Origin of the sequence: Actinoplanes sp. SE50/110 (assembly GCF_900119315.1) — a bacterium.
Taxonomy (GTDB): domain Bacteria; phylum Actinomycetota; class Actinomycetes; order Mycobacteriales; family Micromonosporaceae; genus Actinoplanes.
In genome coordinates this window covers 8,424,511-8,449,536 of the sequence record NZ_LT827010.1, presented here as the reverse complement: position 1 = coordinate 8,449,536, position 25,026 = coordinate 8,424,511, and the positions used below count along the sequence as shown (strand labels likewise).

The 25,026-nt window shown below is 73.0% G+C and carries 23 protein-coding genes; 11 read left to right on the top strand and 12 right to left on the bottom strand.

Translation table 11 applies throughout. The features are described from left to right. The first annotated feature begins 73 nt into the window (after positions 1 to 73). From fdxA to ACSP50_RS37655, 4 genes are read left to right on the top strand one after another with little or no spacing between them, the layout of a single operon-like run. A complete protein-coding gene (gene fdxA, locus ACSP50_RS44495; RefSeq protein ID WP_014694585.1) occupies positions 74 to 400 on the top strand; it encodes a ferredoxin in 327 nt (108 codons plus the stop codon). Then, positions 397 to 1,494 carry a succinyldiaminopimelate transaminase gene (gene dapC, locus ACSP50_RS37665; protein ID WP_043516301.1) on the top strand — a complete coding sequence of 366 codons (1,098 nt, stop codon included), beginning with the start codon at positions 397 to 399 and terminating at the stop codon, positions 1,492 to 1,494. The genes fdxA and dapC overlap by 4 nt, the downstream gene beginning before the upstream one ends. Continuing rightward, positions 1,494 to 2,135, top strand: a complete 642-nt coding sequence (locus ACSP50_RS37660) for an SIMPL domain-containing protein (RefSeq protein WP_014694583.1) — start codon at positions 1,494 to 1,496, stop codon at positions 2,133 to 2,135. Before dapC ends, ACSP50_RS37660 begins: the two co-directional genes overlap by 1 nt. 45 nt (positions 2,136 to 2,180) lie before the next feature. Beyond that, the gene (locus tag ACSP50_RS37655) at positions 2,181 to 3,422 is read left to right on the top strand and encodes a DUF4407 domain-containing protein (protein WP_014694582.1); all 1,242 of its coding nucleotides are present in this window, start codon (positions 2,181 to 2,183) and stop codon (positions 3,420 to 3,422) included. A gap of 416 nt (positions 3,423 to 3,838) precedes the next feature. On the opposite strand, the gene ACSP50_RS37650 is transcribed toward ACSP50_RS37655, so the two are convergent. The 9 genes from ACSP50_RS37650 to ACSP50_RS37610 form a co-directional block, all read right to left on the bottom strand. After that, the gene (locus ACSP50_RS37650; RefSeq protein ID WP_043512961.1) at positions 3,839 to 4,834 is read right to left on the bottom strand and encodes an SDR family oxidoreductase; all 996 of its coding nucleotides are present in this window, start codon (positions 4,832 to 4,834) and stop codon (positions 3,839 to 3,841) included. Between the two features lie 152 nt (positions 4,835 to 4,986). After that, complete coding sequence (locus ACSP50_RS37645) at positions 4,987 to 5,571, bottom strand: hypothetical protein (RefSeq protein WP_231956798.1); 585 nt, start codon at positions 5,569 to 5,571, stop codon at positions 4,987 to 4,989. A gap of 349 nt (positions 5,572 to 5,920) precedes the next feature. Beyond that, the gene (locus ACSP50_RS37640; protein WP_014694579.1) at positions 5,921 to 6,535 is read right to left on the bottom strand and encodes a hypothetical protein; all 615 of its coding nucleotides are present in this window, start codon (positions 6,533 to 6,535) and stop codon (positions 5,921 to 5,923) included. Beyond that, positions 6,532 to 7,020, bottom strand: a complete 489-nt coding sequence (locus tag ACSP50_RS37635; protein ID WP_014694578.1) for a hypothetical protein — start codon at positions 7,018 to 7,020, stop codon at positions 6,532 to 6,534. Before ACSP50_RS37635 ends, ACSP50_RS37640 begins: the two co-directional genes overlap by 4 nt. Continuing rightward, on the bottom strand, positions 7,010 to 7,504 hold the full coding sequence (locus ACSP50_RS37630) for a hypothetical protein (protein WP_014694577.1): 495 nt from the start codon (positions 7,502 to 7,504) through the stop codon (positions 7,010 to 7,012). Before ACSP50_RS37630 ends, ACSP50_RS37635 begins: the two co-directional genes overlap by 11 nt. A 59-nt stretch (positions 7,505 to 7,563) precedes the next feature. After that, positions 7,564 to 8,049, bottom strand: coding sequence for a hypothetical protein (locus ACSP50_RS37625; RefSeq protein WP_155123722.1), 486 nt, complete (start codon positions 8,047 to 8,049; stop codon positions 7,564 to 7,566). Between the two features lie 488 nt (positions 8,050 to 8,537). After that, the gene (locus ACSP50_RS37620) at positions 8,538 to 9,287 is read right to left on the bottom strand and encodes a class I SAM-dependent methyltransferase (RefSeq protein ID WP_014694575.1); all 750 of its coding nucleotides are present in this window, start codon (positions 9,285 to 9,287) and stop codon (positions 8,538 to 8,540) included. A gap of 104 nt (positions 9,288 to 9,391) precedes the next feature. Then, positions 9,392 to 10,432 carry a MerR family transcriptional regulator gene (locus ACSP50_RS37615; RefSeq protein WP_014694574.1) on the bottom strand — a complete coding sequence of 347 codons (1,041 nt, stop codon included), beginning with the start codon at positions 10,430 to 10,432 and terminating at the stop codon, positions 9,392 to 9,394. A gap of 47 nt (positions 10,433 to 10,479) precedes the next feature. Continuing rightward, positions 10,480 to 11,082, bottom strand: coding sequence for a LysE/ArgO family amino acid transporter (locus ACSP50_RS37610; protein WP_014694573.1), 603 nt, complete (start codon positions 11,080 to 11,082; stop codon positions 10,480 to 10,482). Positions 11,083 to 11,153: 71 nt separating this feature from the next. On the opposite strand from ACSP50_RS37610, the gene ACSP50_RS37605 reads away from it, so the two are divergent. Then, positions 11,154 to 11,984, top strand: coding sequence for a LysR family transcriptional regulator ArgP (locus ACSP50_RS37605; protein WP_043512959.1), 831 nt, complete (start codon positions 11,154 to 11,156; stop codon positions 11,982 to 11,984). A gap of 14 nt (positions 11,985 to 11,998) precedes the next feature. Here the strand turns inward: ACSP50_RS37605 and dapD are convergent, their stop codons facing one another. Beyond that, positions 11,999 to 12,946 (bottom strand): 2,3,4,5-tetrahydropyridine-2,6-dicarboxylate N-succinyltransferase, encoded by a 948-nt coding sequence (gene dapD, locus ACSP50_RS37600; RefSeq protein WP_014694571.1) that lies wholly within the window; start codon positions 12,944 to 12,946, stop codon positions 11,999 to 12,001. A gap of 76 nt (positions 12,947 to 13,022) precedes the next feature. On the opposite strand from dapD, the gene dapE reads away from it, so the two are divergent. Further along, positions 13,023 to 14,093: a succinyl-diaminopimelate desuccinylase gene (dapE, locus tag ACSP50_RS37595; RefSeq protein ID WP_043516296.1), complete on the top strand. Its 1,071-nt coding sequence runs from the start codon at positions 13,023 to 13,025 to the stop codon at positions 14,091 to 14,093. Here the strand turns inward: dapE and ACSP50_RS37590 are convergent. Further along, on the bottom strand, positions 14,090 to 14,272 hold the full coding sequence (locus ACSP50_RS37590) for a hypothetical protein (protein WP_014694569.1): 183 nt from the start codon (positions 14,270 to 14,272) through the stop codon (positions 14,090 to 14,092). The genes dapE and ACSP50_RS37590 overlap by 4 nt on opposite strands. A gap of 197 nt (positions 14,273 to 14,469) precedes the next feature. On the opposite strand from ACSP50_RS37590, the gene ACSP50_RS37585 reads away from it, so the two are divergent. The 4 genes from ACSP50_RS37585 (at position 14,470) to ACSP50_RS37570 (ending at position 23,602) form a co-directional block, all read left to right on the top strand. After that, complete coding sequence (locus ACSP50_RS37585; RefSeq protein WP_014694568.1) at positions 14,470 to 15,237, top strand: TIGR00730 family Rossman fold protein; 768 nt, start codon at positions 14,470 to 14,472, stop codon at positions 15,235 to 15,237. Next, positions 15,237 to 15,794, top strand: coding sequence for a TIGR00730 family Rossman fold protein (locus tag ACSP50_RS37580; protein WP_014694567.1), 558 nt, complete (start codon positions 15,237 to 15,239; stop codon positions 15,792 to 15,794). The genes ACSP50_RS37585 and ACSP50_RS37580 overlap by 1 nt, the downstream gene beginning before the upstream one ends. 102 nt (positions 15,795 to 15,896) lie before the next feature. Beyond that, positions 15,897 to 19,940 carry a UvrD-helicase domain-containing protein gene (locus ACSP50_RS37575; RefSeq protein ID WP_369793978.1) on the top strand — a complete coding sequence of 1,348 codons (4,044 nt, stop codon included), beginning with the start codon at positions 15,897 to 15,899 and terminating at the stop codon, positions 19,938 to 19,940. Continuing rightward, on the top strand, positions 19,937 to 23,602 hold the full coding sequence (locus ACSP50_RS37570) for an ATP-dependent DNA helicase (protein ID WP_014694565.1): 3,666 nt from the start codon (positions 19,937 to 19,939) through the stop codon (positions 23,600 to 23,602). The genes ACSP50_RS37575 and ACSP50_RS37570 overlap by 4 nt, the downstream gene beginning before the upstream one ends. 238 nt (positions 23,603 to 23,840) lie before the next feature. Here the strand turns inward: ACSP50_RS37570 and ACSP50_RS37565 are convergent, their stop codons facing one another. Next, the gene (locus ACSP50_RS37565; protein WP_231956797.1) at positions 23,841 to 24,248 is read right to left on the bottom strand and encodes a pilus assembly protein CpaE; all 408 of its coding nucleotides are present in this window, start codon (positions 24,246 to 24,248) and stop codon (positions 23,841 to 23,843) included. Positions 24,249 to 24,486: 238 nt separating this feature from the next. Here ACSP50_RS37565 and ACSP50_RS37560 point away from each other — a divergent pair, with 238 nt between their 5' ends. Continuing rightward, on the top strand, positions 24,487 to 24,690 hold the full coding sequence (locus ACSP50_RS37560; RefSeq protein WP_014447450.1) for a cold-shock protein: 204 nt from the start codon (positions 24,487 to 24,489) through the stop codon (positions 24,688 to 24,690). Positions 24,691 to 25,026 lie beyond the last annotated feature (336 nt).

Sequence of the window (25,026 nt, the reverse complement as noted above, 5' to 3'; positions counted from 1 at the left end):
CCTTCGGCGGGAATACTAGGCTCTGCATTTGTCGTCGGCGGTTCCCGCGGCGTGGCTTCGAAGGGAAAGACCCGTGACCTACATCATCGCTGAGCCCTGCGTCGATGTTCTCGACAAGGCATGCATCGAGGAATGCCCGGTCGACTGCATCTACGAGGGCAACCGGATGCTCTACATCCACCCCGATGAGTGTGTCGACTGCGGGGCCTGTGAGCCGGTCTGCCCGGTGGAGGCCATCTTCTACGAGGACGATGTCCCGGAGCAGTGGAAGGACTACACCAGCGCGAACTACGAGTTCTTCGAGGATCTCGGTTCGCCCGGTGGCGCCTCCAAGGTCGGCAAGATCGACAAGGACACCCCGTTCGTGCTGGCCCAGCCGCCGCGCGGGGACGCACACTGAGCGCTCTGGCGTCGGCTCTTCCGGATTTCCCCTGGGACCTGCTGGAGCCGGCCAAGAGCCGCGCCGCCGCCCACCCGGGCGGACTCGTGGATCTGTCGATCGGCACCCCGGTCGACCCGGTCCCGCAGGTCATCCGGCAGGCGTTGACCGACGCCGCGGACACCCCGGGCTACCCGCTGACCGCCGGCACGCCGCAGTTGCGCGCCGCGATCGCCGGCTGGCTGGCCCGGGCCTGCGGCGCCTCCGGTGAGCTGGGCGTGCTGCCCACCATCGGCTCCAAGGAGCTGGTCGCCTGGCTGCCCACGCTGCTCGGCGTGGGCCCCGGCGACGCGGTGGTGATCCCGCAGGTCTGCTACCCGACCTACGAGGTGGGCGTCCGGCTGGCCGGCGCCGAGGTGATCCGCTCCGACTCGCTCACCGCGGCCGGCCCGCGGCGGGTGAAACTGGTCTGGATCAACTCGCCGTCCAACCCGACCGGCCGGGTCCTGCCCGTCGACCACCTGCGCAAGGTGGTCGCCTGGGCCCGCGAGCGCGGTGCGGTGGTGGCCAGCGACGAGTGCTACCACGCGCTGGGCTGGGAGTCCGAGCCGGTGTCGGTGCTGGCCGACGAGGTGACCGGCGGCGACTACACCGGTGTGCTGGCCGTCCACTCGCTCTCCAAGCGGTCCAACCTGGCCGGCTACCGGGGCGGGTTCGTCGGCGGTGATCCGGCCCTGGTGGCCGACCTGCTCGCGGTGCGCAAGCACGCCGGCATGATTCCGCCGGCCCCGGTGCAGGCCGCCATGGTCGCCGCGCTCACCGACGAGGAGCACGTGGTCGTCCAGCGGGAGCGTTACGCGGCACGCCGGGAGATCCTGCGGGCCGCCCTGCTCAAGGCCGGTTTCGAGATCACCCATTCGGAGGCCGGGCTCTACCTGTGGGTCACCCGCGGCGAGGACTGCTGGCAGACCGTCGACCGCCTGGCCGGCCTCGGCATCCTGGTCGCGCCGGGCGCGTTCTACGGCCCGTCCGCCGCCCAGCATGTGCGGGTCGCGCTGACCGGCACCGACGAACGGGTGGCCACGGCCGCCGACCGGCTCGCCGAGGGTCTCTGATGGCCGAGCGCCTCCCGACCGTCGTCGCCACCGGCGAGGCGGTCCGGGAGGTGCCACCGGAGCTGGCCACCGTGCACGTTCACACGGTGGCCAGAGGACGCGACCGCGAAGCGGTCCTGCAGCGGCTCACCGAACGGTCGGCGGCCGTGGCGGTGGTCCTCGACCGGTTCGCCGCCGCCATCGAACGCCGGGAGACCGCCGGCGTTCAGGTCCACCCGCAGACCAGGCGGCGCGGCGAGGGCATCGCCGAGTATCACGGCAGCATCGGCACCCAGGTGCTGATCACCGACTTCACCGTCCTCGGCGACCTGCTCCTCCGGCTCGCCGGCGAGGAGCTGACCTCGGTCTCCGGGCCGTACTGGCAGCTGCGCCCGGGCAGCCGGGCCGGAGCCGAGGCCCGCCGGGCGGCGGTCACCGACGCGCTGGCCCGAGCCGCGGAGTACGCCGCGGCCGTCGGCTCCCGGATCGACCGGCTGATCGACATCAGCGACGTCCCGACGGCCGAGGGAACGCCGATGATGGTCGCCGGAGCCCGGGCCATGAGCGAGACGGCCGGCCTGGAGTTGGAGCCGGCGTTGCAGACCGTGCACGCCCGGGTCCGGGTCACCGTCACGATCAGCGAGCCGGCCCTGCCGATCTGAGTGTTCCGGGCACGCGGCACGCCCCGGTCGGCCAGACTCGACCGCATGCGCACCGGCCTCGGGCATCTGCTGCTGCGGGTGGCGAATGTGAATCCGCGCAGCGTGACGACCCACTCGGACCGCGTCCTGTACCGCTCGATCGGCGTCTTCATCCTGCTCTACGCGGTGTACGCCACCCTCGGCGGCGCCGCGTTCATCGACGCCGGCAGCGGCTATCGGCATCCCTGGTTCCAGTGGCTGGTCGGTCCGCTCGTCGCGATCGGTGTGGTGGCCTACGACCGGGCGGTCGTCGGCCGGGTCCCGATCAGCTTCGACCAGCTGGACTCCACCGACCCGGAGCATCTGCTACGCCGCCCCCACCTCGGTCTGTATCTGGGCCGGATCGCCCTCGCGCTGCTGTTCGCCCTGCTGGTGACCGAGCCGCTGATGCTCGCCCGGTACCGCGGCGAGATCGACGCCCGGCTCGCCGAGACGCACAGCGCGCAGCTGGGCCGGCTCGACGCGGGCGGCGCGGTGGCCGACTACCGGGCCCGGCTCACCGAGCTGCGCTCGGACACCGAGAACGACGACGCGGCGGTCCGCGCCCTCGCCGACCGGGCTGCCGGGAAGCGCCGCGACGCCCGCGACACGTACCGCCAGGCGCTCGCCGACTCGGCCGGCTCCGGTGTCACCCACAGCCCCGGCTGCCCGCGCAAGGGTTTCTGCGACCATCTGGTCCATCGCTCCCGGTCTCTCGACGAGCAGGCCGCGGCGCTCGATCGGCAGGCCGCCGGCCTGCAGCGCGACCAGCGTCCGGAGCGCGCGGCCCGGGCCGCCGAGCAGTCCCGGCTCACCGCGCTGCTCGACGCCGAGCGGACGGCGAACGCCGACGCCGTCCGCGGCGATGCCGGTTTCGGCGCGCGGACCGCCGCGATGTGGCACCTGGTCCGCGCGGACTTCTGGGGCGTCGGCGTGTACTACCTGGGGATCGCGCTGCTGATGGTGGCACTGGACTGCGCCGCGATCGGGCTGAAGTTCGCCTCCCGCGGGAACGCCTACGAGCGCAACGAGGCGCGGGCGGGGCGGTTGTGGGAGCACGAGGCAGCGCTGATCTTCGAGCGCGAGGTGCACGACGCGCGGACCTACGGGGACGCGACCGCGAAGGTGATCGCCGACGGCATCGAGGCGGCGAGCAGGGATGTGGAGATCGCTCAGGCGGCGACGCGTCGCGCGCGGGCGGTGCTGCACAGCGCGGTCATCGTCGACCCGTCCGACATCGAACACTTCCGCCCCAGGGCCGACGCCTGATCACCGAACCGAGCCGGAGCGCGAAGTCACCATCGAATTCTGGAACTTCAAGATCAAATTCATGATGCAGATGTCGTGCGCTCCGGCCCATCACTGATCGCTGCTCCCGCCGCACCGGGTGCGGCGATCTGGCCGCTGGCGCGTCCATGACGATCGCCGCACCCTTCCACATCCGCTGTGGGGCGCGGTTAGAGCGCAAGAGCAGATCAAAGGCGAAACCGCAGGCCGGCCCGCCGCACGTGCCGCCGTGCGCGTAGCGGGGGGTCGGCGGCCGGTCGTCCGGCGTGCCGGGTGGGCGGGGTCAGTCGTCCGGCGTGCCGGGTGGGCGACGTCGGTCGTCCGGCGTGCCGGGTGGGCGGCGCGGTGTGGGCCGGCGTGTTCGGGCGGGCAGCGTGCCGGGGCCGGCGCGCGGTCGGTCAGCGGCGGCCCAGGGCCCAGGCGGCGCCGGCGGCCAGGAGGCCACCGCCGACCGCGGCGAGCAGCCCGTGGTGCTGGGAGGCCCACAGCTGGGCGCTGCGGTCGCTGGAGCGGTCGTCGAAGGCCCCGTGCGCCCCCGCGTCCCGGTTCTCGTCGGCCGGTTCCCACAGGTTCACCGGCTGATCCGGTGACCGTTTCTGGTCAGTCTGCTGGCCCTTGAACCCGGTCCGGGCCAGGTACCGGTCGAGGATGCCGGGCGCCACCGCGTTCGCCGCGAGGGTCAGCGCGGTCGATCCGCCCACCCAGTATTCGCGCCGCTTCGGGTGGTCGGCCGCGTATTCGACGGCCCGCGCCGCCACCTCCGGCTGATAGATCGGCGGTACCGGCTGTGCCTTGCGCGGCAGCCGGGACAGCACCCAGCCGAACTGCGGCGTGTTCACCGCCGGCATCTGCACCATGGTGACGTGCACGTTGCTCTTCTCGTGCAGCAGTTCGACCCGCAGCGACTCGGTGAAGCCCTGGATGGCGTGCTTGGCGCCGCAGTAGGCGCTCTGCAGCGGGATCCCCCGGTAGGCCAGCGCCGACCCGACCTGCACGATCACACCCTGGTCTCGGGTGCGCATCCGGGACAGCGCGGCCCGGGTGCCGTACACGTACCCCAGGTAGCTCACCTCGGTGGTCCGCACGAACTCCGGCATCTCGATTTCGACGAACGGCGCGAACACGCTGGAGAACGCGTCGTTCACCCACAGCCCGATCGGCCCGAGTTCCTTCTCCACGCGTTCCGCGGCGGCGTCGACGGCCTGGTAGTCGGCCACGTCCACGGGGATGGTCAGCGCTTTGCCGCCGGCTCGCCGGACGTCCTCGGCCGCCCCTTCGAGTCCTTCCTCGCCGCGGGCCAGCAGGGCGACGGTGTCACCCCGGGCCGCCAGCCGCCGGGCGACCGCCCGCCCGATGCCACCACTCGCGCCGGTCACTACCGAAATCCTGGTCATGCCCGAATGAATGACCGGGATCCGCCACCCCGAAACACGCCCGCCGACGCCGGCGATCCGCCACCCCGAAACACGCCGCCGACGCCGGCGATCCGCCACCCCGAAACACGCCCGCCGACGCCGGCGATCCGCCACCCCGGAACACGCCCTGATCAGCGCTGCACGCCCTTCGCCCGCAGCGGCACCGTGAACGTCGCCCCGGCGCAGGCTTTCGGCACGTCACGCGGCATGGTCAGCGCGTCGTCGAGGGTGAAGGCGCCGATCGTGTTCCGCGCCACCTCCCAGGAGACCCGGAACGCCGCCTGGTTCACCTGCACCGCGACGCCGGTGCAGCCGGCCCCACGGTGGTCCGGGTCGGCGAGCACGGCGCCCGGGCCGACCGTGATCGAGGTGATCCGGATCGGCACGGTCTTGTCGTTGGTGACGGTCACCATCAGGTTCCCGGTGGTGCCGGGCCGCAGGATCTGGTTGAGGTCGGTGCGCCCGCGCAGCACCATGTCGACCACGACCGGCCCCGCTCCGGCCACCTGGCGGGGCTGCGTGATCTTCCAGTACGCCCAGGCCGCCCCGGCGTTGGCGAGGATCGCGGCGAGCGCGGCCACCCCCAGAATGGTCCGGGATCGCCGGTCGAAGCGCCGTTTCCGCGGTGCCCGGACCTCCCAGGTCGGTTCCTCGGTGTCCGCGGCGGACAGTTCGATCCGCCCCTCCGGTGGGGTGCCCCCCTGCGACGTCAGCACGTCCCGCCGGATCATGAGGACGCACCGGAGGCGCCGGCCGCGGTCGGATCACTCGGACGGGGCATGCGGCTCGTTCCTCCTCGGACGCCGGTGGAAAAGGCCGGGCTGGCGTTCATACAACGTTCCCTGATAGAGATGTCCGATGTGATCGGTTTTCCGTCCGCCGTGTTAGGCGCATAAATCGGAACGATCTACCCAACCGGTTTACCCCGGCGGAGGGATCGGTCACTCTCCAGGGTCGCTGCCGCACCGTCCATGTTGCTGCGTGACACGCCCATGAGCTGCACTGATGCACTCCTAGCGAGGTGTGCCCGCGCACTCAAATCCGCGTCCGTCGAGCCTTGGTGCGCTATTGCGGCGAGGCCGCCGACTCGACCGTCGCGGGCGTGCCGGCCGCTACCGGGGCACTGCTGTCCGGGGCCGTCGCCGGTGCCTTCGCCACCGGGGCGGCGGCCGGCGAGGTGGTCGCGGCCGCTTCGGCCGTCGCCTGCGGCGCCGGAGCGCCGGGTGTCCCGCCGGTCACCGGAGGCTGCGCGGCTACCCCGGCGGCGCCGGTCACGGTCTTCTTGCCCGGTACGTACGTGACGGGCGCACTGTCGTCGCCGACCCACCCGCCGGCCCAGGCCCGCACCACGAACGTGCCCTGCGGCTTGCCCTGCGGGGCGAATCCACAGCTCAGCGCCGTGGTCGAGCAGACCGGGACGGATCCGCCGGAGGCGTAGACCCGGTAGCCGCCGACCGCTGCCCCGGAGGCGAAGGTGGTGCGGTCCCAGGCGAAGGTCAGCTTTCCGCCGGTGAACATGACGGTCAGGTTGCGCACCACCGGCATCCGTTCGGCGCGGACCGTGCCGGTGGCCGGCGTGGCGCTGACCGCCCAGGTGGCCCAGGCGGTCAGCCCACTACCGGCCGCGATCGCCCCACCCACGATGGTCGCCATCAGGGCGAGCGCGGTCCGGCGCCTCATCGGCCCACCGTCCTCGCGGTGCCGGTGACGGTCAGCCGGAAGGTCGCCCGCCGGCAGGCGTCGTCGACCGTTCCGGGCATGTGGACCTCGAATTCTCCGGCGACGGCTCGTCCCCGGGCCGGGACGGTCACCGGCAGCCGCCCGTGGAACCGTTCGACCCGCAGGTTCCGGGCCGACGCCCGGCACCGGCGCCGGGAGGTCGATGCGACCTGCGCGTCGACCGACCGGACGACGATCGGATAGGGATAGGGGTTGAGCAGGGTCACCCGGCTGCGCCGGACGGCCCCGGGGTAGAGCCCGCTCACCGAGTCGGCCCGGATCCCGAAGACGGGAGTGTCCCGGGAGACCGGTTCCGGCTCGGGTGCCCGCACCGCGGCCGCCACCCCGGCGCAGACGAACACCACCCCGGCGGCCGCCGCCCACCACTGCCCGCTGCGGAGTCTGCCGTTCCGGAACGGCAGACTCCGGATCCGCTCAGGCCGCATTGCTGCGTCCGGTCGCGGCGAGCGGGATGGTGAACGTCGCCCCACGGCACGCCGAGTCCGACGCGTTGGTCATCGTGACCGCGTTCGACACCCGGAATGTCTCGTCCGCCCTGGCCGGGATCGGCCAGGACACCGCCAGCGCCGGCGTGATCAGCGAGACGCCGGTGGTGAGGCATCCGGCGGTCCGGTGCGCGGCGTCTGCCGTCACCGGCCCGGAGCCCGCCTGGATGAGGGTGACCAGCACCGGGAAGCTGTTGCCGTTGTGCACGGTGACCGACAGCGCGGTCCGCTTCCCGGGGTACAGCGGCGCATTCGGCAGGGGCTGCGCCGTCATCTGAAGGTTGGTGACCGTCCCCGCGGTGGCGCTCGCCTTCCCGGACCCGGACAGGCGCCACTGCGCCCAGGCCACGCCGCCGGTGACGATCAGCCCGGCGACGACCGCGACGACGATCACGGGCCTGGCCCGCAGCGATGATCCGAACAAGGTGCCGTTCCTGTCTCGGGAAAGGGGGTGGGGACGCCTGCCAGGCGGCCCCACCGACGTCAGGCTGCCGCGTTGCTCTTGGCGTCCAGGAGCACGTCGAACGTGAACGTCGCGCCTACGCAGTCGTCGGTCGCGGCGTTGCTCATGTGCAGCGACCCGGCGTAGGTGATGTCCTTCTTGTCGCCGCCCCCGACGGTATCTTTCGCGGCGAGCTCAAGAGCGCCAGCAGCGGTGGGCAGCGGCGCGGTGCTGACCGCGGTCACGCTGCCGGCGTTGCAGTCGCCAGATGCCGTGATGTTCGAGAAGTGGATGCCGTTGATCAACACCGGGAAGGCGTTCGGATTGACGACGTGGAATTTGACGTCGGCATTGCCGCCCGGAACCAGCGGAGTGGACGACACCCCGGAAACGGTCAGGGTCTGAACGTCGCCGGCGCGGGCCGTCGCCGAGCCGGTGCCGGTCAGGGTCCAGGCGGCCCAGGCGGCTCCGGCTCCGACGACCGCCACGGCGACGGCGGAGGCGACAACGGCGGAACGCTTGGTCATCTTGCGCATGGGAAAGTTCCTCCTGGAACGGGGTTCGAGCGCGCGGTCCCCGGCGGTTGCGGAGCGACGGGAGCGGCGGGCGCATCGTTGACTGGGTGTGGCCGGTGCCCGCTTTCGGCGTCCCGGCGCTGCGACAAAGATGGCTGACCCGCCCAGGCGCGACGATAGGTATTCCAGCCGGGCTGTTACGGATGATCTGCCCAGCCCGGATGTCCATTGGACGTACCCCGCAAGCATTAACAAAGCGGCAGAAGCCGCGGGAACCGTAACCGTCGGCTGCCGCCGGGACCGGGTGTGACCTGCGTCGATCCGGCGTGGCAGAGCGAGGCGTCCGGCTCAACCCCGAATGCGGCTCACATGGCCGGAACGGGTCCGTCGAGGGCTGCCGGGATGGTTGAGACGTGAAGTTTTGGAAAGGAAATGTCGGTCGTTTGCCCCGAATGGGGTAAGCCGATCACCGGAGCGTTCCCCTGAAAGAGGCTTTCGCCCTATGCTTCTGTCGGCCGCTGAGCTTGGAGCAGGAACCGGTGCGCCCGCGCGGTGAACTCGCCGCGGGCCCGGATGACCGCGGTCAGGCGGGCGAGCTCGCGCTCGTATCGCTGCGGGCTGAAGTTGCGCACCTGCCACGGGACGGTGCGCAGATGGTGGACCACCGCCCGGATGTCGCGGAAGGCGAGTGCCGGATGCTCCTCGCGCACGTCGGTGACCCGCAGCCCGGCCGCGGTCAGGGCGGCCGCCGCGACCTCGGCGTCCCACCGGCGCGGGTGTGGCGGCGGGGCGCCGAGCGCGTCGTTCAGCTCGGCCAGGTCGTCGCTGCCGACCTGCTGGGTGAGCAGCACACCGCCCGGCTTGAGCAGGCGGGCGATGTCCGCGGCCGGCAGCCGGCCATGGCGGCTGAGCACCACGTCGAACTCGTCCTCGCCGGCCGGCAGCTCGGTGAGGACCTCGACGCCGAACGGGGCGAGCCGCTCCCGGGCGATCGGGGTGTTGCGGGCCCAGCTCTCCACCGCCACCGTGCACGCCGGCAGGGGGGCCAGCTCGGCCAGCAGCTCGCCGCCGCCGGTGTCCAGGTCGAGCAGGCTGCGGGCCGGGCGCACCAGCGGGCGGGCGATCTCCACGTACGACCAGGACGGCTCGGCCGCGACGGCCAGCCCGTCCAGCCAGGCGAACTCCCACCCGGTCAGGGACGAGCCGGCCGCCGCGGTGTTGAGGTCGTCATCCGGCGGGCTGCTGCGCACACGCCGACGGTAACCAGAGCGTGCGCTCAAAGTCGCGATGGTCTCAGCGTTCACGGAAGTCGTGGCTGAACCGTGTTCAATCCGCGACTCAACGCGGCCGACAGTCAGCCGCGGACCGGCATGAGCAGGGAGAAACGGGATTCATCGGCGGCACTGCGAATGATCAGCGGTCGGACCGGCCCGTCCAGCTCCAGCAGCAGCTGGCCGGGGCCGCCCGCGTCGGCCGCCTGGAGCAGGAACTCGCGGTTCACCGCCACGTGCCGCCCGGCGTCGGTGGACCACTCCGACTCGGCGGCCAGACGCAGGCCACCGTCCGGGTCCTCGGCCAGGATCGTCACCGGGTAGGTGGCGCCGTCGTGCTCCCGGTGCACCTCCGGCGCGTCGGCCAGCAGCTCGCGCAGCTCGGCGGGGTCGACGCCGATCCGGCGACCGGGCCCGGGAACGAGCCGGCGGTAATCCGGGAAGTCGGCCGCCACCGGGGCGGCCCGCAGGTCGAGATCGCCGGCCGTGGCCCGCAGCGAGTCGTCGTCGACGTCGAGGGTGACGGTGCCGGTGGTGAGCCCCAGCAGCCGGTCGACGAAGTCCAGCGGCAGATAGTGGCGGGCCGGTGAGCCCTCGACGGCGGCCGGGGTCGCGGCGACCGCGAGCCGGTAGCGGTCGGTGGCGACCAGGGTCAGCGTGCCGTCGGCCGCCTCCAGCAGGACTCCCCCGGGGAACGGGGTGCCGGGGATCGGGTCGGTGGTGGCGAACCGGACCGCGGCCAGCGTGGCCCGCAGGTCGGCGGCGGACAGGGTGATGCGGGTCATCAGGTGCTCCTCCAGGTCGAGCAGGGTGTGCAGGCGGAGGAGTTCGGTGCGGGCGTCGGCCAGGCCGGCCTCCAGGCGGGCCAGGTGGGCGTCCAGCCGATCACGTACCCGGTCCGGGTGCCCGAGGTCGGCCACCGCCCGGCTGATCTCGGCGACCGGCATCCCGACCCGGCGCAGCCCGGCGATCAGCCGGGCCGCCCGGATCTGCTCGGCCGAGTACCGCCGGTAGCCGGTGTCCGGGTCGACCACGGCCGGGACCAGCACGCCCGCGCTGTCGTAGAACCGCAGGGCGCTGACCGTCAGGCCGCTGGCCCGGGCCGCCGCACCGATCGTCCGCATCGCACTCCTCACACCCGCCGACCCTGGGGCCTCGACCAGGTCGAGGGTCAAGCCTGGAGCAACAGTGTGCCGCCGAGGGCCGCCATGACCAGAGCTATCGCGCCGTCCAGGACCCGCCAGGCGTTCGGGCGGGCCAGCAGCGGGGCGAGGCGGCGGGCGCCCAGGCCGAGGGCGGTGAACCAGGTCAGGCTGGCCAGCGCGGCGCCCACCCCGAACCACCAGCGGTGCGCGTGCTGCTGGGCCACCGAGCCGAGCAGCAGCACGGTGTCCAGGTAGACGTGCGGGTTCAGGTAGGTGAAGGCCAGACAGGTGAGCAGCGTGGCGCGCAGGGTGGCGGGGGCGCGGCCGGTCGGATCGAGGCTGCCGGTGGGGCGCAGCGCCCGGCGGGCGGCGAGAACCGCGTACGCCAGCAGGAAGATCGCGCCGATCCAGCGGATCGCGGAGACCAGTCGCGGCTGCGCGGCGATGATCGCGCCCAGGCCCGCGATGCCCGCGGAGATCAGCAGGACGTCGGAGAGGGCGCAGGTCAGGACGATCGGCAGGACGTGTTCCCGGCGCAGGCCCTGGCGCAGGACGAAGGCGTTCTGGGCGCCGATCGCGATGATCAGCACGGCGGAAGCGGCAAAGCCGGCCACGGCGGAGGTGAGCACGATCCCGACGCTACGGTTCCCGATCGGCTGAACTCCAGCTAAAGAATTTCAGGATGGATTAGCGATACTTAATCGTGGACCAGGTACAGCTGCAGACCTTCCAGGCCGTGGTGGAGCAGGGCTCGTTCGAGGCGGCCGCGCGGGTGCTGCACGTCACCCCATCGGCGGTCAGCCAACGGATCAAGGCACTCGAACGGGCCGTCGGGCAGGTGCTGGTGCGACGGGCCAAACCGTGCACGGCCACCGAGGCCGGCCAGGCGCTGGTCCGGTTCGCCGGACAGGTGGCCCTGCTGGAACGGGAGGCGCTGGCGCAGGCGCGCGGCGGGACCCGGGTGTCGATCGTGGTGAACGCCGACTCGCTGAACACCTGGTTCATGCCGGTGCTCACCCGGGTGCCGGGCGCGACCTTCGAGATACACACCGACGACCAGGACTACACCGCCGACCTGCTGCGGTCCGGGACGGTGATGGCGGCGGTCACCGCGGAGAACGTGGCGGTCCAGGGCTGCCGGGTCGAGGAGCTCGGCGCGATGCGGTATCTCGCGGTGGCGGCGCCCGGCGTGGACTTCGCGACCGCTCCGATGATCATCTACAACCGGAAGGACCGGCTGCAGCACCGGTTCCTGGAACTGGCCGGGCTGACGCCGCGCGATCCGGTGGTCCACTACGTGCCGGCGGCGGCGGCCTTCAACGAGGCGATCCGGCTGGGGCTGGGCTGGGGAACGGTGCCGGAGCAGAACGCCCGGGCCCTGCTGGACTCCGGAGAATACGTCCAGATGTTTCCGGACAGGTTCCTGGATGTGCCGTTGTACTGGCAGTACTGGCGCATCGAGTCGGCTTTGCTGAACACGCTGACGGCCGCCGTTCGCGAGGCGGCCGTCAGCTCACTGCGTACCGGATGAGCGCCGTTGATCTCTCAATCGTTGGCGTGCAGAGCGCTGTTCAGCTCGATGCCGGTGCCCTTGCGCGGGCGGGCCTCCAGGGCGCCGGAGACCGAGTTGCGCCAGAACAGGAGATTGCTCACACCGGACAGCTCGATGGCCTTCACCACACGGCCGTCCGGCAGCGACACCTTCGACGAGGCGGTGATGTAGACGCCGGCCTCGACCACGCAGTCGTCGCCCAGCGAGATGCCGACGCCCGCGTTCGCCCCGAGCAGGCTGCGCTCGCCGATCCGGACCTTCTCCTTGCCGCCGCCGGACAGGGTGCCCATGATCGACGAACCACCGCCGATGTCGGACCCGTCACCCACCACCACGCCCTGCACGATGCGACCCTCCACCATCGAGGTGCCCAGCGTGCCGGCGTTGAAGTTGACGAATCCCTCCTGCATGATCGTGGTGCCCGGCGCCAGGTGCGCGCCCAGCCGGACCCGGTCCGCGTCGGCGATCCGGACCCCGCTCGGCGACACGTAATCGGTCATCCGCGGGAACTTGTCGATGCCGTAGACGGCCAGGTGCCGGCCGGCGGCCCGCTCCAGGAAGCGCAGCTCGTCGACCCGGTCCGGCGGGCACGGGCCGGCCGAGGTCCAGGCGACGTTGGCCAGCAGGCCGAAGATGCCGTCCAGATTCAGCTCGTTCGGCCGGATCAGGCGGTGCGAGAGCAGGTGCAACCGCAGGTAGGCCTCGGCGGTGTCGGCGATCGGCTCGGCCAGCGACTTGACCGTGGCGCGGACCTCGACCGTGGCCAGGCCGGGCAGCAGCTTGGGGCCGGTCAGCCCGGCCGGCAGCGCCGGCGCCTCGGCCGGCTCCTCACCCAGACCCAGGAAACCGGCCGGGAACCAGGTGTCCAGCACCTGCCCGTCGGCGGTCACGGTGGCCAGGCCGATGCCCCACGCGGGCGAAGTCGAGATCGCGGTATCCACGGCATGAACCCTACTAGGCGGGGAGGCCCCTGATCGGGTGCGTCCGGTGCTCGGGACGGCCTTGTATGGTGCGCACATGGCCAACCCGCTGACCCCGGACGTGCTGGTCGACCCGGTCGAGTTGACCCGTGCCCTGGTCGACATCGCCTCCGTGTCCCGCGACGAGAAGGTGATCGCCGACTGCGTGCAGGACGTGCTGCGCGAGGCCGGTCACCTCACCGTGGACCGCGTCGGCAACACCGTGCTGGCCCGCACCGACCTGGGTCGCGCGCAGCGCGTGGTGCTCGCCGGTCACCTCGACACGGTGCCGATCAACGGCAACTTTCCGTCCACAGTCGTCGACGACCTCATCTACGGCTGCGGGACGGCGGACATGAAATCCGGGGTGGCCGTGGCGCTGCACCTGGCCGCCACGCTGCCCGACCCGGCGTACGACGTGACCTACCTGTTCTACGAGGCCGAGGAGATCGAGCACGAGTTCAACGGGCTCAACCTGGTCGCGGCCGGCAAACCGGAATGGCTCCGAGCCGACTTCGCGGTGCTGCTGGAACCGACGTACGGCGTGGTCGAGGCCGGCTGCCAGGGCACCATGCGGGCGCTGGTGCGCACCCACGGGCGCCGCGCACACACCGCCCGGGCCTGGCGCGGGGTGAACGCGATCCACGCGGCCGGCGAGGTGCTGCGCCGGCTGGAGGCCTACCACCCGCGGACCGTGACGATCGACGGCTGCACGTACCGGGAAGGGTTGAACGCCGTCGGGATCACCGGCGGCGTGGCCGGCAACGTCGTCCCCGACGAGTGCGCGGTCGAGGTCAACCTGCGGTTCGCGCCGGACCGGTCGCAAGCACAGGCCCTGGACCACCTCAACGAGGTGTTCGCCGGCTTCGACCTGGCGGTCACCGACTCCGCCCCCGGGGCGCTGCCCGGCCTGGACGCGACCGCCGCCCGGGAATTCCTCACCGCGGTCGGGGTGGCGCCGGCCGCCAAGCTCGGCTGGACCGACGTGGCCCGCTTCGCGGCGCTGGGCATCCCGGCGCTCAACTACGGGCCGGGCGATCCGTCGCTCGCCCACGCGCCGGACGAGCACGTCGAGATCGGCCAGATCCGGGACAGCGCCGCGACCCTGCACCGGTGGCTCGCCGGTTAGTGGCTGATCACGGCCCGGCCGATCGCCCGCTGAGGCAGCGTGATCTCCATGGTGGCCTCCGGGTCGGCGGCCGGATCGGCAGCCTGCGCCGCGAAGGCGATGCGGCGTTGCTCCACCACCAGCTGGATCCGCCGCTGCATGCGACGGTGCATCCGGAGGCGCTCGTATCGGTTCGTCACGGTGGCCGCCCTCTCGCCGGGACACCCTGTTCCGGGCGCCGTGCCTGCCGTGTGGACGCGGTTCGGTAACTGTATAGACGCACCAGAGCTACCGTCCGTTGCTTCAATCTGGCAAAAAGGTCTCCGCGTCGCAATCCTCTTGCCGAAACGCAGCCCGTTATTCACCGGGTACTGGCCGTCCGCACTACCTTGGACGCATGACGGAGAGCACCAACGAGCGACCACCGGCCGCGCCGCAGCGTCATCGAGGTGCGGTCACGCTGCGTCGGGACGCCGTGCCACCGAGCACCGCCGACGAGAAACTGCTGGACTCGCACCATCGCGGTGAGTGGAAGACCAAGGACGCCTGGCGCGCGCTGCGCATCCTGTCGGAATTCGTCGAGGGCTTCGACACGCTGGCCGACCTGCCGCCCGCGGTCAGCGTCTTCGGCTCGGCCCGCAGCCGGCCGGACAGCCCCGAGTGCGAACTGGCCACCCGGCTCGGCGCGGCCCTCGCCGAGGCCGGCTACGCGGTGATCACCGGCGGCGGGCCGGGCGTGATGGAAGCCGCCAACCGGGGCGCCACCGAGGCCGGCGGAATGTCCGTCGGGCTCGGCATCGAACTCCCCTTCGAACAGGGGCTCAACGACTGGGTCGACATCGGCATCGACTTCCGCTACTTCTTCGTCCGCAAGACCATGTTCGTCAAGTACGCGCAGGCGTTCGTGGTGCTGCCCGGCGGATTCGGCACGCTGGACGAGCTGTTCGAGGCGATCACCCTGGTGCAGACCCGCAAGGTGACCCGGTTCCCGGTGATCCTGATGGGCGTCGACTACTGGAGCGGCCTGCTCGACTGGATCAAGCGGCGGATGCTCGACGACGGCAAGATCAGCGAGGCCGACCTGGGCCTGATCCAGGTCACCGACGACGTCACCGAGGCGGTCCGGATCATCGTGGCGGCCGGTGCGGCCCAGGCAGCCGACTGATGGCCGCGATCGGTGTCTTCTGCGGCTCCGCCGACACCGTCGAACAACGCTGGCTCGACCTGGCCGCCGAGACCGGCCGGGCGCTCGGCGAGCGCGGGCACACCCTGGTCTCCGGCGGCGGCCGGGTCGGCATGATGGGCACGGTCGCCGACGGCGCCCGGGCCGGCGGAGCGCACACCCTCGGCGTCATCCCGCAGTGCCTGGTCGACGGGGAGGTGGCCGACACCGCCTCGGACGAGCTGCTGGTCACCGACGACATGGGTGCCCGGAAGAATCTGATGATCGAGCGGTCGGACGCGTTCCTCACCCTGCCCGGCGGGCTGGGCACGCTGGACGAGCTGTTCGAGGTGTGGACGACGGCGACGCTGCGGGTGCACCGCAAGCCGATCGTGGTGCTCGACCCGGACGGCTTCTACGACGGTCTGCTGGGCTGGCTGACCGGGTTGGTCGCGACCAGGTTCGTGCGGCCCGGGGCGATGGAGACGGTGCGGGTCGCCCGGTCGGTGCCGGAGGCGCTGGACGTCATCGAGACCCTCCTGGTGGCGCCCGCGGAGTGACGGCGCTTACCCGGGCTCCCGGAAACGTCGTACCGGCGTGCTCTCATAGATGCCGTGAGCACGCCGGCCCCCCATTCCCCGGTGCGCCGGCCCGACTACCGCCTGGTCCGGCGTCCCCGCCCGGCCGCGCCCGAGCTGCGCGCCGACCCGGTCCAGACCCGGGTGGCCGCGCACACCCGCGGTCCGCTGCTGGTCGTCGGCGGCCCCGGCACCGGCAAGACCACCGCGCTGGTCGAGGCGGTCGCCGCCCGCATCGCCGAGGGCGTCGACCCGGAGCGGATCCTGGTGCTGACCTTCGGCCGCCGCGGCGCCGCCACGCTGCGCGACCGGATCGAGGCCCGGGTCGCCGACGTGCCCGGCCGCATCGTCCACGAGCCGCTGGTCCGCACCTTCCACGCCTACGCGTTCGGCCTCCTGCGCCGGGCCGCCGCCGAGCGCGGCGAGCCGGCCCCGCGCCTGCTCACCGGTCCCGAGCAGGATCTGATCATCCGCGAGCTGCTGGCCGTCGTCGAGGACGAGGACGCCGCCGACACCATCGGCTGGCCCGAGTCGCTGCGCCCGGCCCTGCCCACCCGGGCCTTCGCCCAGCAGCTGCGCGACCTGATGCAGCGCGCCGCCGAGCGCGGCCTCGGCCCACTGGAGCTGGCCGGCTACGCCACCCGGCTCGGCCGCGACGACTGGTCGGCCGCCGCCCGCTTCCTCCGGGAATATGTCGAGGTCCTCTCCCTGCGCGACGCCACCACCCGGGGCTCGGTCGCCTACGACCCGGCCGAGCTCGTCCGCGCCGCCTCCGGCCTGCTCACCGACGAGCCCGACCTGCTGGCCGCCGAGCGCCGCCGCCTCGCCCACGTCTTCGTCGACGAGCTCGCCGAAACCGACCCGGCCCAGATCGACCTGCTCGCCCAGGTCGCCGGCGGCGGCAAACCCCTGGTCGCCTTCGCCGACCCGGACTCGTCCATCTTCGGCTTCCGCGGCGCCGACCCCGAGGTGGTGGCACACTTCCCCGACCGTTTCCGCGGGCCGGACGGCTCACCGGCCCCGACGGTCGCCCTGCACACCAACTATCGGGCGGCGCCGGCCCTGCTCAGCGCGACGTCCGGGGTGGCCCGGCGGATGCGCGGGCCGATCGCCCACCGGCCGATGTTCCCACCGCCTCCGGCCGCCCCGGCCCCGGTCTCCGGCTCTGCGGCCCCGGCCCCGGTCTCCGGCTCCGCCGCCCCGGGTCCCGTCGTGGCGGCCTCCGACTCGGCGGCGGTTGGTTCCGGCGCGGTGTCGGGGCCTGTTGTGGCGGTCTCTGAGTCGGCGGCGGTTGGTTCCGGCTCGGTGTCGGGGCCTGTCCCGGCGGCCTCGGAGCCGGCCGCGGCCGGCTCTGCTCCGGTCGACGGGGTCCCGGCCGCCCGGGTGCCGGCCGCGGGGCCGGGCCCGGTTCCCGAGGCGGGGATCTCGGCGGACGGGCCGGTGGCCGGGGCGGTGGTGCGGACGTTCCGGTCGCCGGCGGCGGAGACCGCGTTCATCGCGCACGCGCTGCGGGAGGCGCATCTGCTCTACGGGGTGCCCTGGTCGCGGATGGCCGTGCTGATGCGGTCGGCGACCCTGCAGCAGCCGTCGGTGCAGCGGGCGCTGGCCGCGTCCGGGGTGCCGACCGTGATCCATGCCGAGGATCTGCCGCTGCACCTGCAGCCCGCGGTGGCGCCGTTCCTGCTGTTGCTGCGGTGCGCGCTGGATCCGGAGCGGCTCGACGAGGAAGCGGCGGTCGCGCTGCTGCACTCGCCGCTGGGCGGGGCCGACCCGCTCGCCGAGCGGCGGCTGCGGCAGGGGCTGCGGGCGCTCGCGCTGGCCGCCGGGGATCGGCGGCCCTCCGGAGAGTTGCTGGTCGACGCGGTGCGCGACCCCGCCGGTCTCGACCTGGTGGAACGCCGCTGGGCCCGCCCGGCACAGACCATCGCCCGGCTGCTGACCGTGGCCCGCACGGCCGCCGCCGCGCCGGCCGCCTCGGCCGAGGACGTGCTGTGGACGGTGTGGCGGGCCAGCGGCCTGGCCGACCGGTGGTACGCGATGAGCACCGGCAACCGCCGCCCCTCGGACGCCGCGCAGTCCGGCCGGGCCCGACAGTGGCGTGCCGAGGCCGCCGACCGTGACCTCGACGCCATGGTGGTGCTCTTCGACGCGGCCGCCCGGTTCGTCGACCGGCTGCCCGGCGCCGGTGTCGGCGTCTTCCTGGAGCATGTGCTCGGCCAGGATCTGCCGGCCGACACCATCGCGCCCAGCGCCGATCGGGGTGACGCCGTCCGGCTGCTCACCGCGCACGCGGCGAAAGGCCTGGAGTGGGACGTCGTGGTGATCGCCGGCGTGCAGGAGGGCATCTGGCCCGACCTGCGGCTGCGAGGCAGCCTGCTCGGTTCGGAGCGTCTGGTCGACGCGGCCGCCGGCCGGCCCGCGACCGGTTCGGAGGCGATCGTGGCGCAGACCTCCGCCCTGCTCGACGAGGAGCGCCGCCTGTTCTACGTGGCGGCCACCCGGGCCCGCCGCCGGCTGGTGGTCACCGCGGTGGCCTCGGCGAGCAGCGGGGGCGCGGCGATCGAGGAGCAGCCGAGCCGCTTCCTGACCGAGCTGGCGGCTCCGGGGCCGCGCCCGGGCGACCCCGGAGCCGGCCCGCCGCTGCCGCCCGGATCGACGAACCCGGACGATCCGGGGCCGCCGCTGCCTCCCGAGCCGACCGACCCCGACGATCCCGGGCCGGCCGACGACGACTTCCCGCCGGATCCGGACACCGTGCCGGGCGAGAGCAACGGGGCTGACGGCGACGACCGCAACGCGATGCGGGACGGTGGTGCGGCCCGGGACGGCGGTGCCACGCGGGATGTTGGTACGGCAGGGGACGGTGGTGCCGCCCGGGATGGTGGTGCGGGGGAGAGCGGTGCGGCGCGGGACGGCGATGCGGCGCAGCAGCACGCAGCGGCGCCGGGCGGCGAAGCCGGCCAGGACGGTTCGGCGGGGCAGGACGGTGACGGTGCGGCGGGGCAGGACGGTGCGGCGGGGCAGGACGGTGACGGTGCGGCGGGGCAGGACGGTGCGGCGGGGCAGGACGGTGACGGTGCGGCGGGGCAGGACGGTGCGGCGGGGCAGGACGGTGACGGTGAGGGCGAGCTGGCGGTCGGGCGGGCACCCCGGGCGCTCACGCTCGCGGCGCTCGTAGCGGAACTGCGTACGGTCGTGGTCGCTTCTGGAGAGACGCCCAGCCGCCGGCGCGCAGCGGCGGCCGAGCTGGCCCGCCTCGCGGCCGCCGGCGTGCCCGGTGCCCATCCCGACGAGTGGTGGGGCCTGCGACCGCTCTCCGACGACCGGCCGCTGGTCGACGACGGCGAGCCGGTCAAGGTCACCCCGTCGGCGATGGAGAGCGCACTCCGCTGCAGCCTGCGCTGGCTGCTGGAACGCCACGGCGGCGCGCCCCCGGCCGGTCCGGCGCAGGGCATCGGCAACCTGGTGCACGCCGCCGCGATGCTGGCCGAGGACGCGCACGCCGACCGGGAGAGGCTGGTCGAGTACGTGTCGGCCCGGTTCGACTCGATCGAGCTGGCCGCCCGCTGGATGGCCGGCCCGGAGCAGGAACGCGCCGAGGCCATGGTGGACAAACTGCTGCGCTGGCTGGCCGCGAACCCGCGCCGGCTGCTGGCGATCGAGCACGAGTTCACCGTGCGGCTGGCCGACGAGCGCCGTCCGGTGCAGCTCACCGGCCGGGTCGACCGGCTGGAGATCGACGAGGCGGGCCGGCTCGTGGTGATCGACCTGAAGACCGGCAAGTCCACCGCGCTCTCCGCCGACGTGGCGGAGAACCCGCAGCTGGCCGGCTATCAGGCGGCGGTGGACGCGGGCGCGTTCGCCGACTACGGCACCGACAGCGGGGGCGCCGCCCTGGTCCAGCTCGGCCCGGGCAAGGATGCCCGGGAGCAGATGCAGGTGCCGATCACCGAGGCCACCGACCCGCAGTGGGCGTACCAGATGGTGCGCCGCACCGCGGACACGATGGCCGCTGCCACGTTCTCGGCGGTGGCGAACAGCCGCTGCCGGGTCTGCCCGGTGCGCACCAGCTGCCCGGTCTCCGGGAAGGGTCGCCAGGTCGTGGAGCCACCGAAGGATCAGTCGTGAGAGCCGCCGCCGGCCCCCGCTTCACCCCGGCCGACCTGGCCGGCCTGCTCCGGCTGCCGCCGCCCACCCCGGAACAGACCTCGATCGTCGCGTACCCGATGAAGCCACTGCTGGTGGTGGCCGGCGCCGGCTCGGGCAAGACGGAGACGATGGCGTCCCGGGTGGTCTGGCTGGTCGCGAACGGCTACGTGCATCCCGGCGAGATCCTCGGCCTGACCTTCACCCGCAAGGCGGCCGGCGAGCTGGCGCACCGGGTCCGCACCCGGCTCGGCCAGCTGATCCGGCGGATCGGGCGGGACGACGGGTTCGCCGGCGAGGCGACCATCTCCACCTATCACTCGTACGCCGCCCGGATCGTCACCGAGCACGGTCTGCGCGGCGGGTTCGAGCCGTCCGCCCGGCTGCTCACCGAGGCGGCCCGCTGGCAGATCGTCGACTCGCTGGTCCGGGCGTACACCGGGGAGATGACCGGGCTGAACCGCGCCCCCGGCACGGTCACCGACGACGTGCTGTCGCTCTCCGCCGAGCTGGCCGAGCATCTGCGCTCCCCGGACGACCTGGCCGCGTGGACCGGCCGGTTCTTCGCCGAGCTGCAATCCTTCCCCGGGCGGATGTACAAGGACGTGTCCGAGGTGCTGCGGCGTCAGCAGCACCGGCTCACCCTGCTGCCCCTGGTGCGCCTCTACGAGCAGCGCAAGCTGGACCTGGAGGCGATGGACTTCGGCGACCAGATGTCCCGGGCCGCGATCGTCGCCCGCGACCATCCGGAGGTCGGCGAGATCGAACGCGGGCGGTACCGGGTCGTCCTGCTCGACGAATACCAGGACACCAGCCATGCCCAGGTGGTGATGCTGAACAACCTGTTCGGCGGCGGGCATCCGGTGACCGCGGTCGGTGACCCGTGCCAGTCCATCTACGGCTGGCGGGGCGCCTCGGCCGGCACCCTGGAACGCTTTCCGACCGAGTTCCCGGACTCCGGCGGCCACCCCGCCTGGGTGCACAGCCTGACCCGCAGCTGGCGGAACCGCCCGGAGATCCTGCGGGTGGCGAACACCCTGTCGGCCCCGCTGCGGGCCCAGGTGGGCGTGTTGCAGCCGGCGGAGCGGGTCGCCGAGGCGGTCGGGGGCCGGACGGTCACCTGTGCGCTGCTACCGACGTACGCCCGAGAGGCCTCGTGGATCGCGGACCAGATGCTGACCGCCTGGCGGATCGCCGCCGGCATGCCGAAGGCGTTGCCGGAGGAGATTCCGCTGGAGCGCCGCCCGACCAGTGCGGTGCTGGTCCGGGTGCGCAGCCAGATTCCGGTGCTGGAGGAGGAGCTGCGGGCGCGCGGCCTGCCGGTCGAGGTGGTCGGGCTGGGCGGGCTGCTGGACACGCCCGAGGTCCGCGACGTGGTGTGCACGCTGCGGGTGCTGGCCGACCCGACCGACGGCGCGTCGCTGCTGCGGCTGCTGACCGGCGCCCGCTGGCGGATCGGCCCGCGCGACCTGGTCGCCCTGCACCGGCGGTCCCGGGCGATCGCGGCGGCGCGGACGCCGGTCGATGAGCCGGAGGGGGTGCTGGCCGACCGGCTCGACGACGCCACCCTGATCGAGGCGATGGCCGACCTGGGCACCCCGCACCAGTATTCGACCGAGGGCTTCCTGCGGCTGGCCGCGTTCAGCCGGGAGCTGTCCGCCCTGCGGCAGCGCCTCGACCAGCCGCTGCCCGATCTGCTCGCCGACATCGAGCGGACATCCGGGCTGGACGTGGAGGTCGCCGTCCGCGGCTGGGCGGCCGGGGACGCCGGTCTGGCCCGGGCGCATCTGGACGCGCTCGGCGAAGCCGCCACCCGGTATGTGAACGAGAACGAGGCCGGCACACTCACCGGCTTCCTGGCCTTCCTGGCCGCCGCCGAGGAGGAGGAGCGCGGCCTCGAACCCGGCCAGGTCGACGTCGTCGAGGGCGCCGTCCAGATCCTCACCGCGCACGCCGCGAAAGGCCTGGAATGGGACGTCGTCTCGGTCGCCGGCCTGTGCAAGGGCGTCTGGCCGGGCCTGGTCCGCGCCTCCGACCACTACCTCGGCGGCATCGGTGTGCTGCCGTTCCCGCTGCGCGGCGACGCGTCCGGGCTGCCCGAGCTGGACCTGGAGGAGGCGGTCGAGCAGAAGGACGTGAACAACGCGCTCGGCGGGTTCGCCCGGTCCTGGCGGGAACACGACGAGCGGGAGGAACGCCGCCTGGCGTACGTCGCGGTGACCCGGCCGCGCCGCCTGCTGCTCTGCTCCGGCTACTGGTGGGGCGACGGGGTGAAACGTCCCCGCGGGCCGTCGGTCTTCCTCGACGAGGTGCGTGCGACCTGCGCGGACGGCGCCGGGGTGATCGCCGAATGGGCGCCTGAGCCGGCGCCCGGGGAGACGAACCCGAGCGAGGAGGTGGTGGCGACCGCGGAATGGCCGGCGGATCCGCTGGGGGTGCGCCGGCCGGCGATGGCCGCGGCCGCCGACCTGATCCGGCGCATGATCGCCGACCCGGACGCTTCGGCCGCGGCCGCCTTCGCCGACCTGGCCACGGAGAATCCGGAGGTGGCGGCGCGGGCCGGCCTCGCGGCCGATCTGGTGGGCATCGCCGGCCCGGGTTCGCTCCCGGTCCGCTCCTCCCAAGATCATCAATTGGCGGTACGCCACGAGCCTCCCGCCGTGCCTCCCGGCTCCGCTGTGCCTCCCGGCTCCGCTGTGCCTCCCGGCTCCGCTGTGCCTCCCGGCTCCGCTGTGCCGGCCGGATCCGCGGAGTCTCTGGCGTCCGGTGACGGGCCGGGCTCGGTCGGGCCGGCCGGCTCACCCGAAGCCGGCGTGCCTGCGGTCTCCTCGGCACCTTCGGCGGCCGCTTTCCAGGCTGCCGATGGGTCCGGCACGGTTTCCGCGTCGCGCGATCGGGCGGGCCTGCTTGCCGCGGCGGCCGCCGCGGACCGGGTGGCCGCCGCGGCCGACCCGGACATCGCCCGCTGGCGCAACGAGGCGAGACTGCTGCTCGCCGAACGCGACGAACGCACCCGCCACGGCGGCCCGATCGAGGTGGCGCTGCCCCCGCACCTCTCCGTCTCGCAGCTGGTCGTGCTGCGCCGCGATCCGCAGTCGCTGGCCCGGTCGCTGCGCCGTCCGCTCCCGCAGCGCCCGGCGCCGCACGCGCGGCGCGGCACCGCCTTCCACGTCTGGCTGGAGCAGCGTTTCGGCGCGGCCCGGCTGATCGACATCGACGAGCTGCCCGGCGCCGCCGACGACCAGGCCGCCGGCGACGAGGAACTGGCCGAGCTGCAGGAGGCGTTCCTGACCGGCGAGTGGGCGGACCGCACCCCGATCGACGTCGAGGTCCCGTTCGCCACCACGATCGGCGGCGTGGTCATCCGCGGCCGGATGGACGCGGTCTTCGCCGACCCGGGGGACCGCTTCGACGTGATCGACTGGAAGACCGGCCGCCGCCCCACCGGAGCCGAGGCCGAGGCCGCCGCGGTGCAGCTTTCCGCGTACCGGATCGCCTGGGCCACCCTTGCCGGGGTGCCGATCACCCGGGTCCGGGCCGGTTTCCACTATGTTCGCGAGCAGGTCACCGTCCGCCCCACCGACCTGCTGGACGTGGCCACCCTGACCGCCCTGATCACCGAGATCCCGGAGGAGGCGCTCTGACCGCTTCCGGTGCCGAGTGGTCGTGACCGCCCAGGAGCCGACGAACGCTGATCGCCTGGGGAGCCGAGTGGTCGTGACCGCCCCGGAGCCGACGAACGCTGACCGCCTGGGGAGCCGAGCGGTCGTGACCGCGCCGGAGCCGGCCGTCTTCGCCGCGGCCCAGGGTGGCTGCGCGCCTGGCAGGTGGCGAGGCCGGCGGCCCGGACCGGATGCCTGGGTGAAGTGTGCGGTGGACAGGTCAGGGGAGGGGCTGGGCCGCGCCGGCGGCGGTGAGCAGGTGGCGCAGGGCGGTGGCGTAGGCCGCCTCGGCGGTCGGGCCTGCGAAGGTGAGCGCCTCGCCGAGCAGGTCGATGCTCACCCGATAGTGGCCGCCATCCCGGTCGAGGGAGCGGAACGTGCCGCCGAGCAGTTCGCGCAACTGGTCCTCGCGGGGCAGCCAGATCGTCTCGTCGATCGCCACGTCGTCGAGAGCCCATTCGGTGGTGCCGTTGAAGCCGAGGATCCGGCCCTCCGGGCGGTCGTGGACCTGGATCGTCATGTTGCTGAGCACGAAAACCTCGTCGTCGAGGTCCCGGTCGGGGATCGCGAACCGGTCGCCGAGGCGAGGTTTCCAGGTCAGCCCGGCTGCTTGGAGCTGCCGTGCCATGTCTATGCCGAGCACTTCTTGACCTCCGATGCCGTGCTAGGCTACTTCCGTTGTCAGTTTGGTTCCCAAGTACTCAGGAGCGCCTGTGGGGAAGTCTGCCCCAGGCGCTCTTTGTCGTAACCCGGGTTTCTCCGGTACGGGCGATCAGTACGGCGACACGAGTCCCGCAGAATGCGGGTCTTATTACCTCGTTCACGCTCATAATGGGCGGGAACGATCGACCGTCGAGGAGACGATCATGGTTACCGGCGTAGTGAAGTGGTTCAACGCGGACAAGGGCTTCGGATTCATCACCCCTGACGACGGCGGCGCCGACGTCTTCGCCCACTTCTCCGCGATCCAGATGTCGGGCTACCGCAGCCTGGAGGAGAACCAGCGGGTCGAGTTCGAGGTCACCCAGGGCCAGAAGGGCCCGCAGGCCGCGAACATCCGTTCCGTCTGATCCGCAGGTGATCACCGGCTGCCATCCGGCGGCCGGTGACCAGTACGCGAAACCGGCGCCACACCCACCAGGGTGCGGCGCCGGTGTCATTCGCCCACCGTCCGGGCGCCGGTGTCATTCGCCCACCGTCCGGGCGCCGGTGTCATTCGCCCACCGTCCGGGCGCCGGTGTCATTCGCCCACCGTCCGGGCGCCGGTGTCATTCGCCCATCCTCCGGCCGCCCGCCCGCGCCCCGAACAGGCGACGCCGGGAATATCGGGCGGGACCGGTGAGCGGGTCCGGGGCCGCAGAAGGCAAGGCTCCGGGCGGACCCGGAGCCTTGCTCGTCGATCAGTG

Coding starts and splice junctions, on each gene's coding strand:
- ACSP50_RS37660 (WP_014694583.1), top strand. CDS start 1,494: ATGGCCGAGCGCCTCCCGACCGTCGTCGCCACCGGCGAGGCGGTCCGG.
- ACSP50_RS37655 (WP_014694582.1), top strand. CDS start 2,181: ATGCGCACCGGCCTCGGGCATCTGCTGCTGCGGGTGGCGAATGTGAAT.
- ACSP50_RS37650 (WP_043512961.1), bottom strand. CDS start 4,834: ATGACCAGGATTTCGGTAGTGACCGGCGCGAGTGGTGGCATCGGGCGG.
- ACSP50_RS37640 (WP_014694579.1), bottom strand. CDS start 6,535: ATGAGGCGCCGGACCGCGCTCGCCCTGATGGCGACCATCGTGGGTGGG.
- ACSP50_RS37635 (WP_014694578.1), bottom strand. CDS start 7,020: ATGCGGCCTGAGCGGATCCGGAGTCTGCCGTTCCGGAACGGCAGACTC.
- ACSP50_RS37625 (WP_155123722.1), bottom strand. CDS start 8,049: ATGACCAAGCGTTCCGCCGTTGTCGCCTCCGCCGTCGCCGTGGCGGTC.
- ACSP50_RS37615 (WP_014694574.1), bottom strand. CDS start 10,432: ATGCGGACGATCGGTGCGGCGGCCCGGGCCAGCGGCCTGACGGTCAGC.
- dapE (WP_043516296.1), top strand. CDS start 13,023: ATGGCCAACCCGCTGACCCCGGACGTGCTGGTCGACCCGGTCGAGTTG.
- ACSP50_RS37585 (WP_014694568.1), top strand. CDS start 14,470: ATGACGGAGAGCACCAACGAGCGACCACCGGCCGCGCCGCAGCGTCAT.
- ACSP50_RS37580 (WP_014694567.1), top strand. CDS start 15,237: ATGGCCGCGATCGGTGTCTTCTGCGGCTCCGCCGACACCGTCGAACAA.
- ACSP50_RS37565 (WP_231956797.1), bottom strand. CDS start 24,248: ATGGCACGGCAGCTCCAAGCAGCCGGGCTGACCTGGAAACCTCGCCTC.
- ACSP50_RS37560 (WP_014447450.1), top strand. CDS start 24,487: ATGGTTACCGGCGTAGTGAAGTGGTTCAACGCGGACAAGGGCTTCGGA.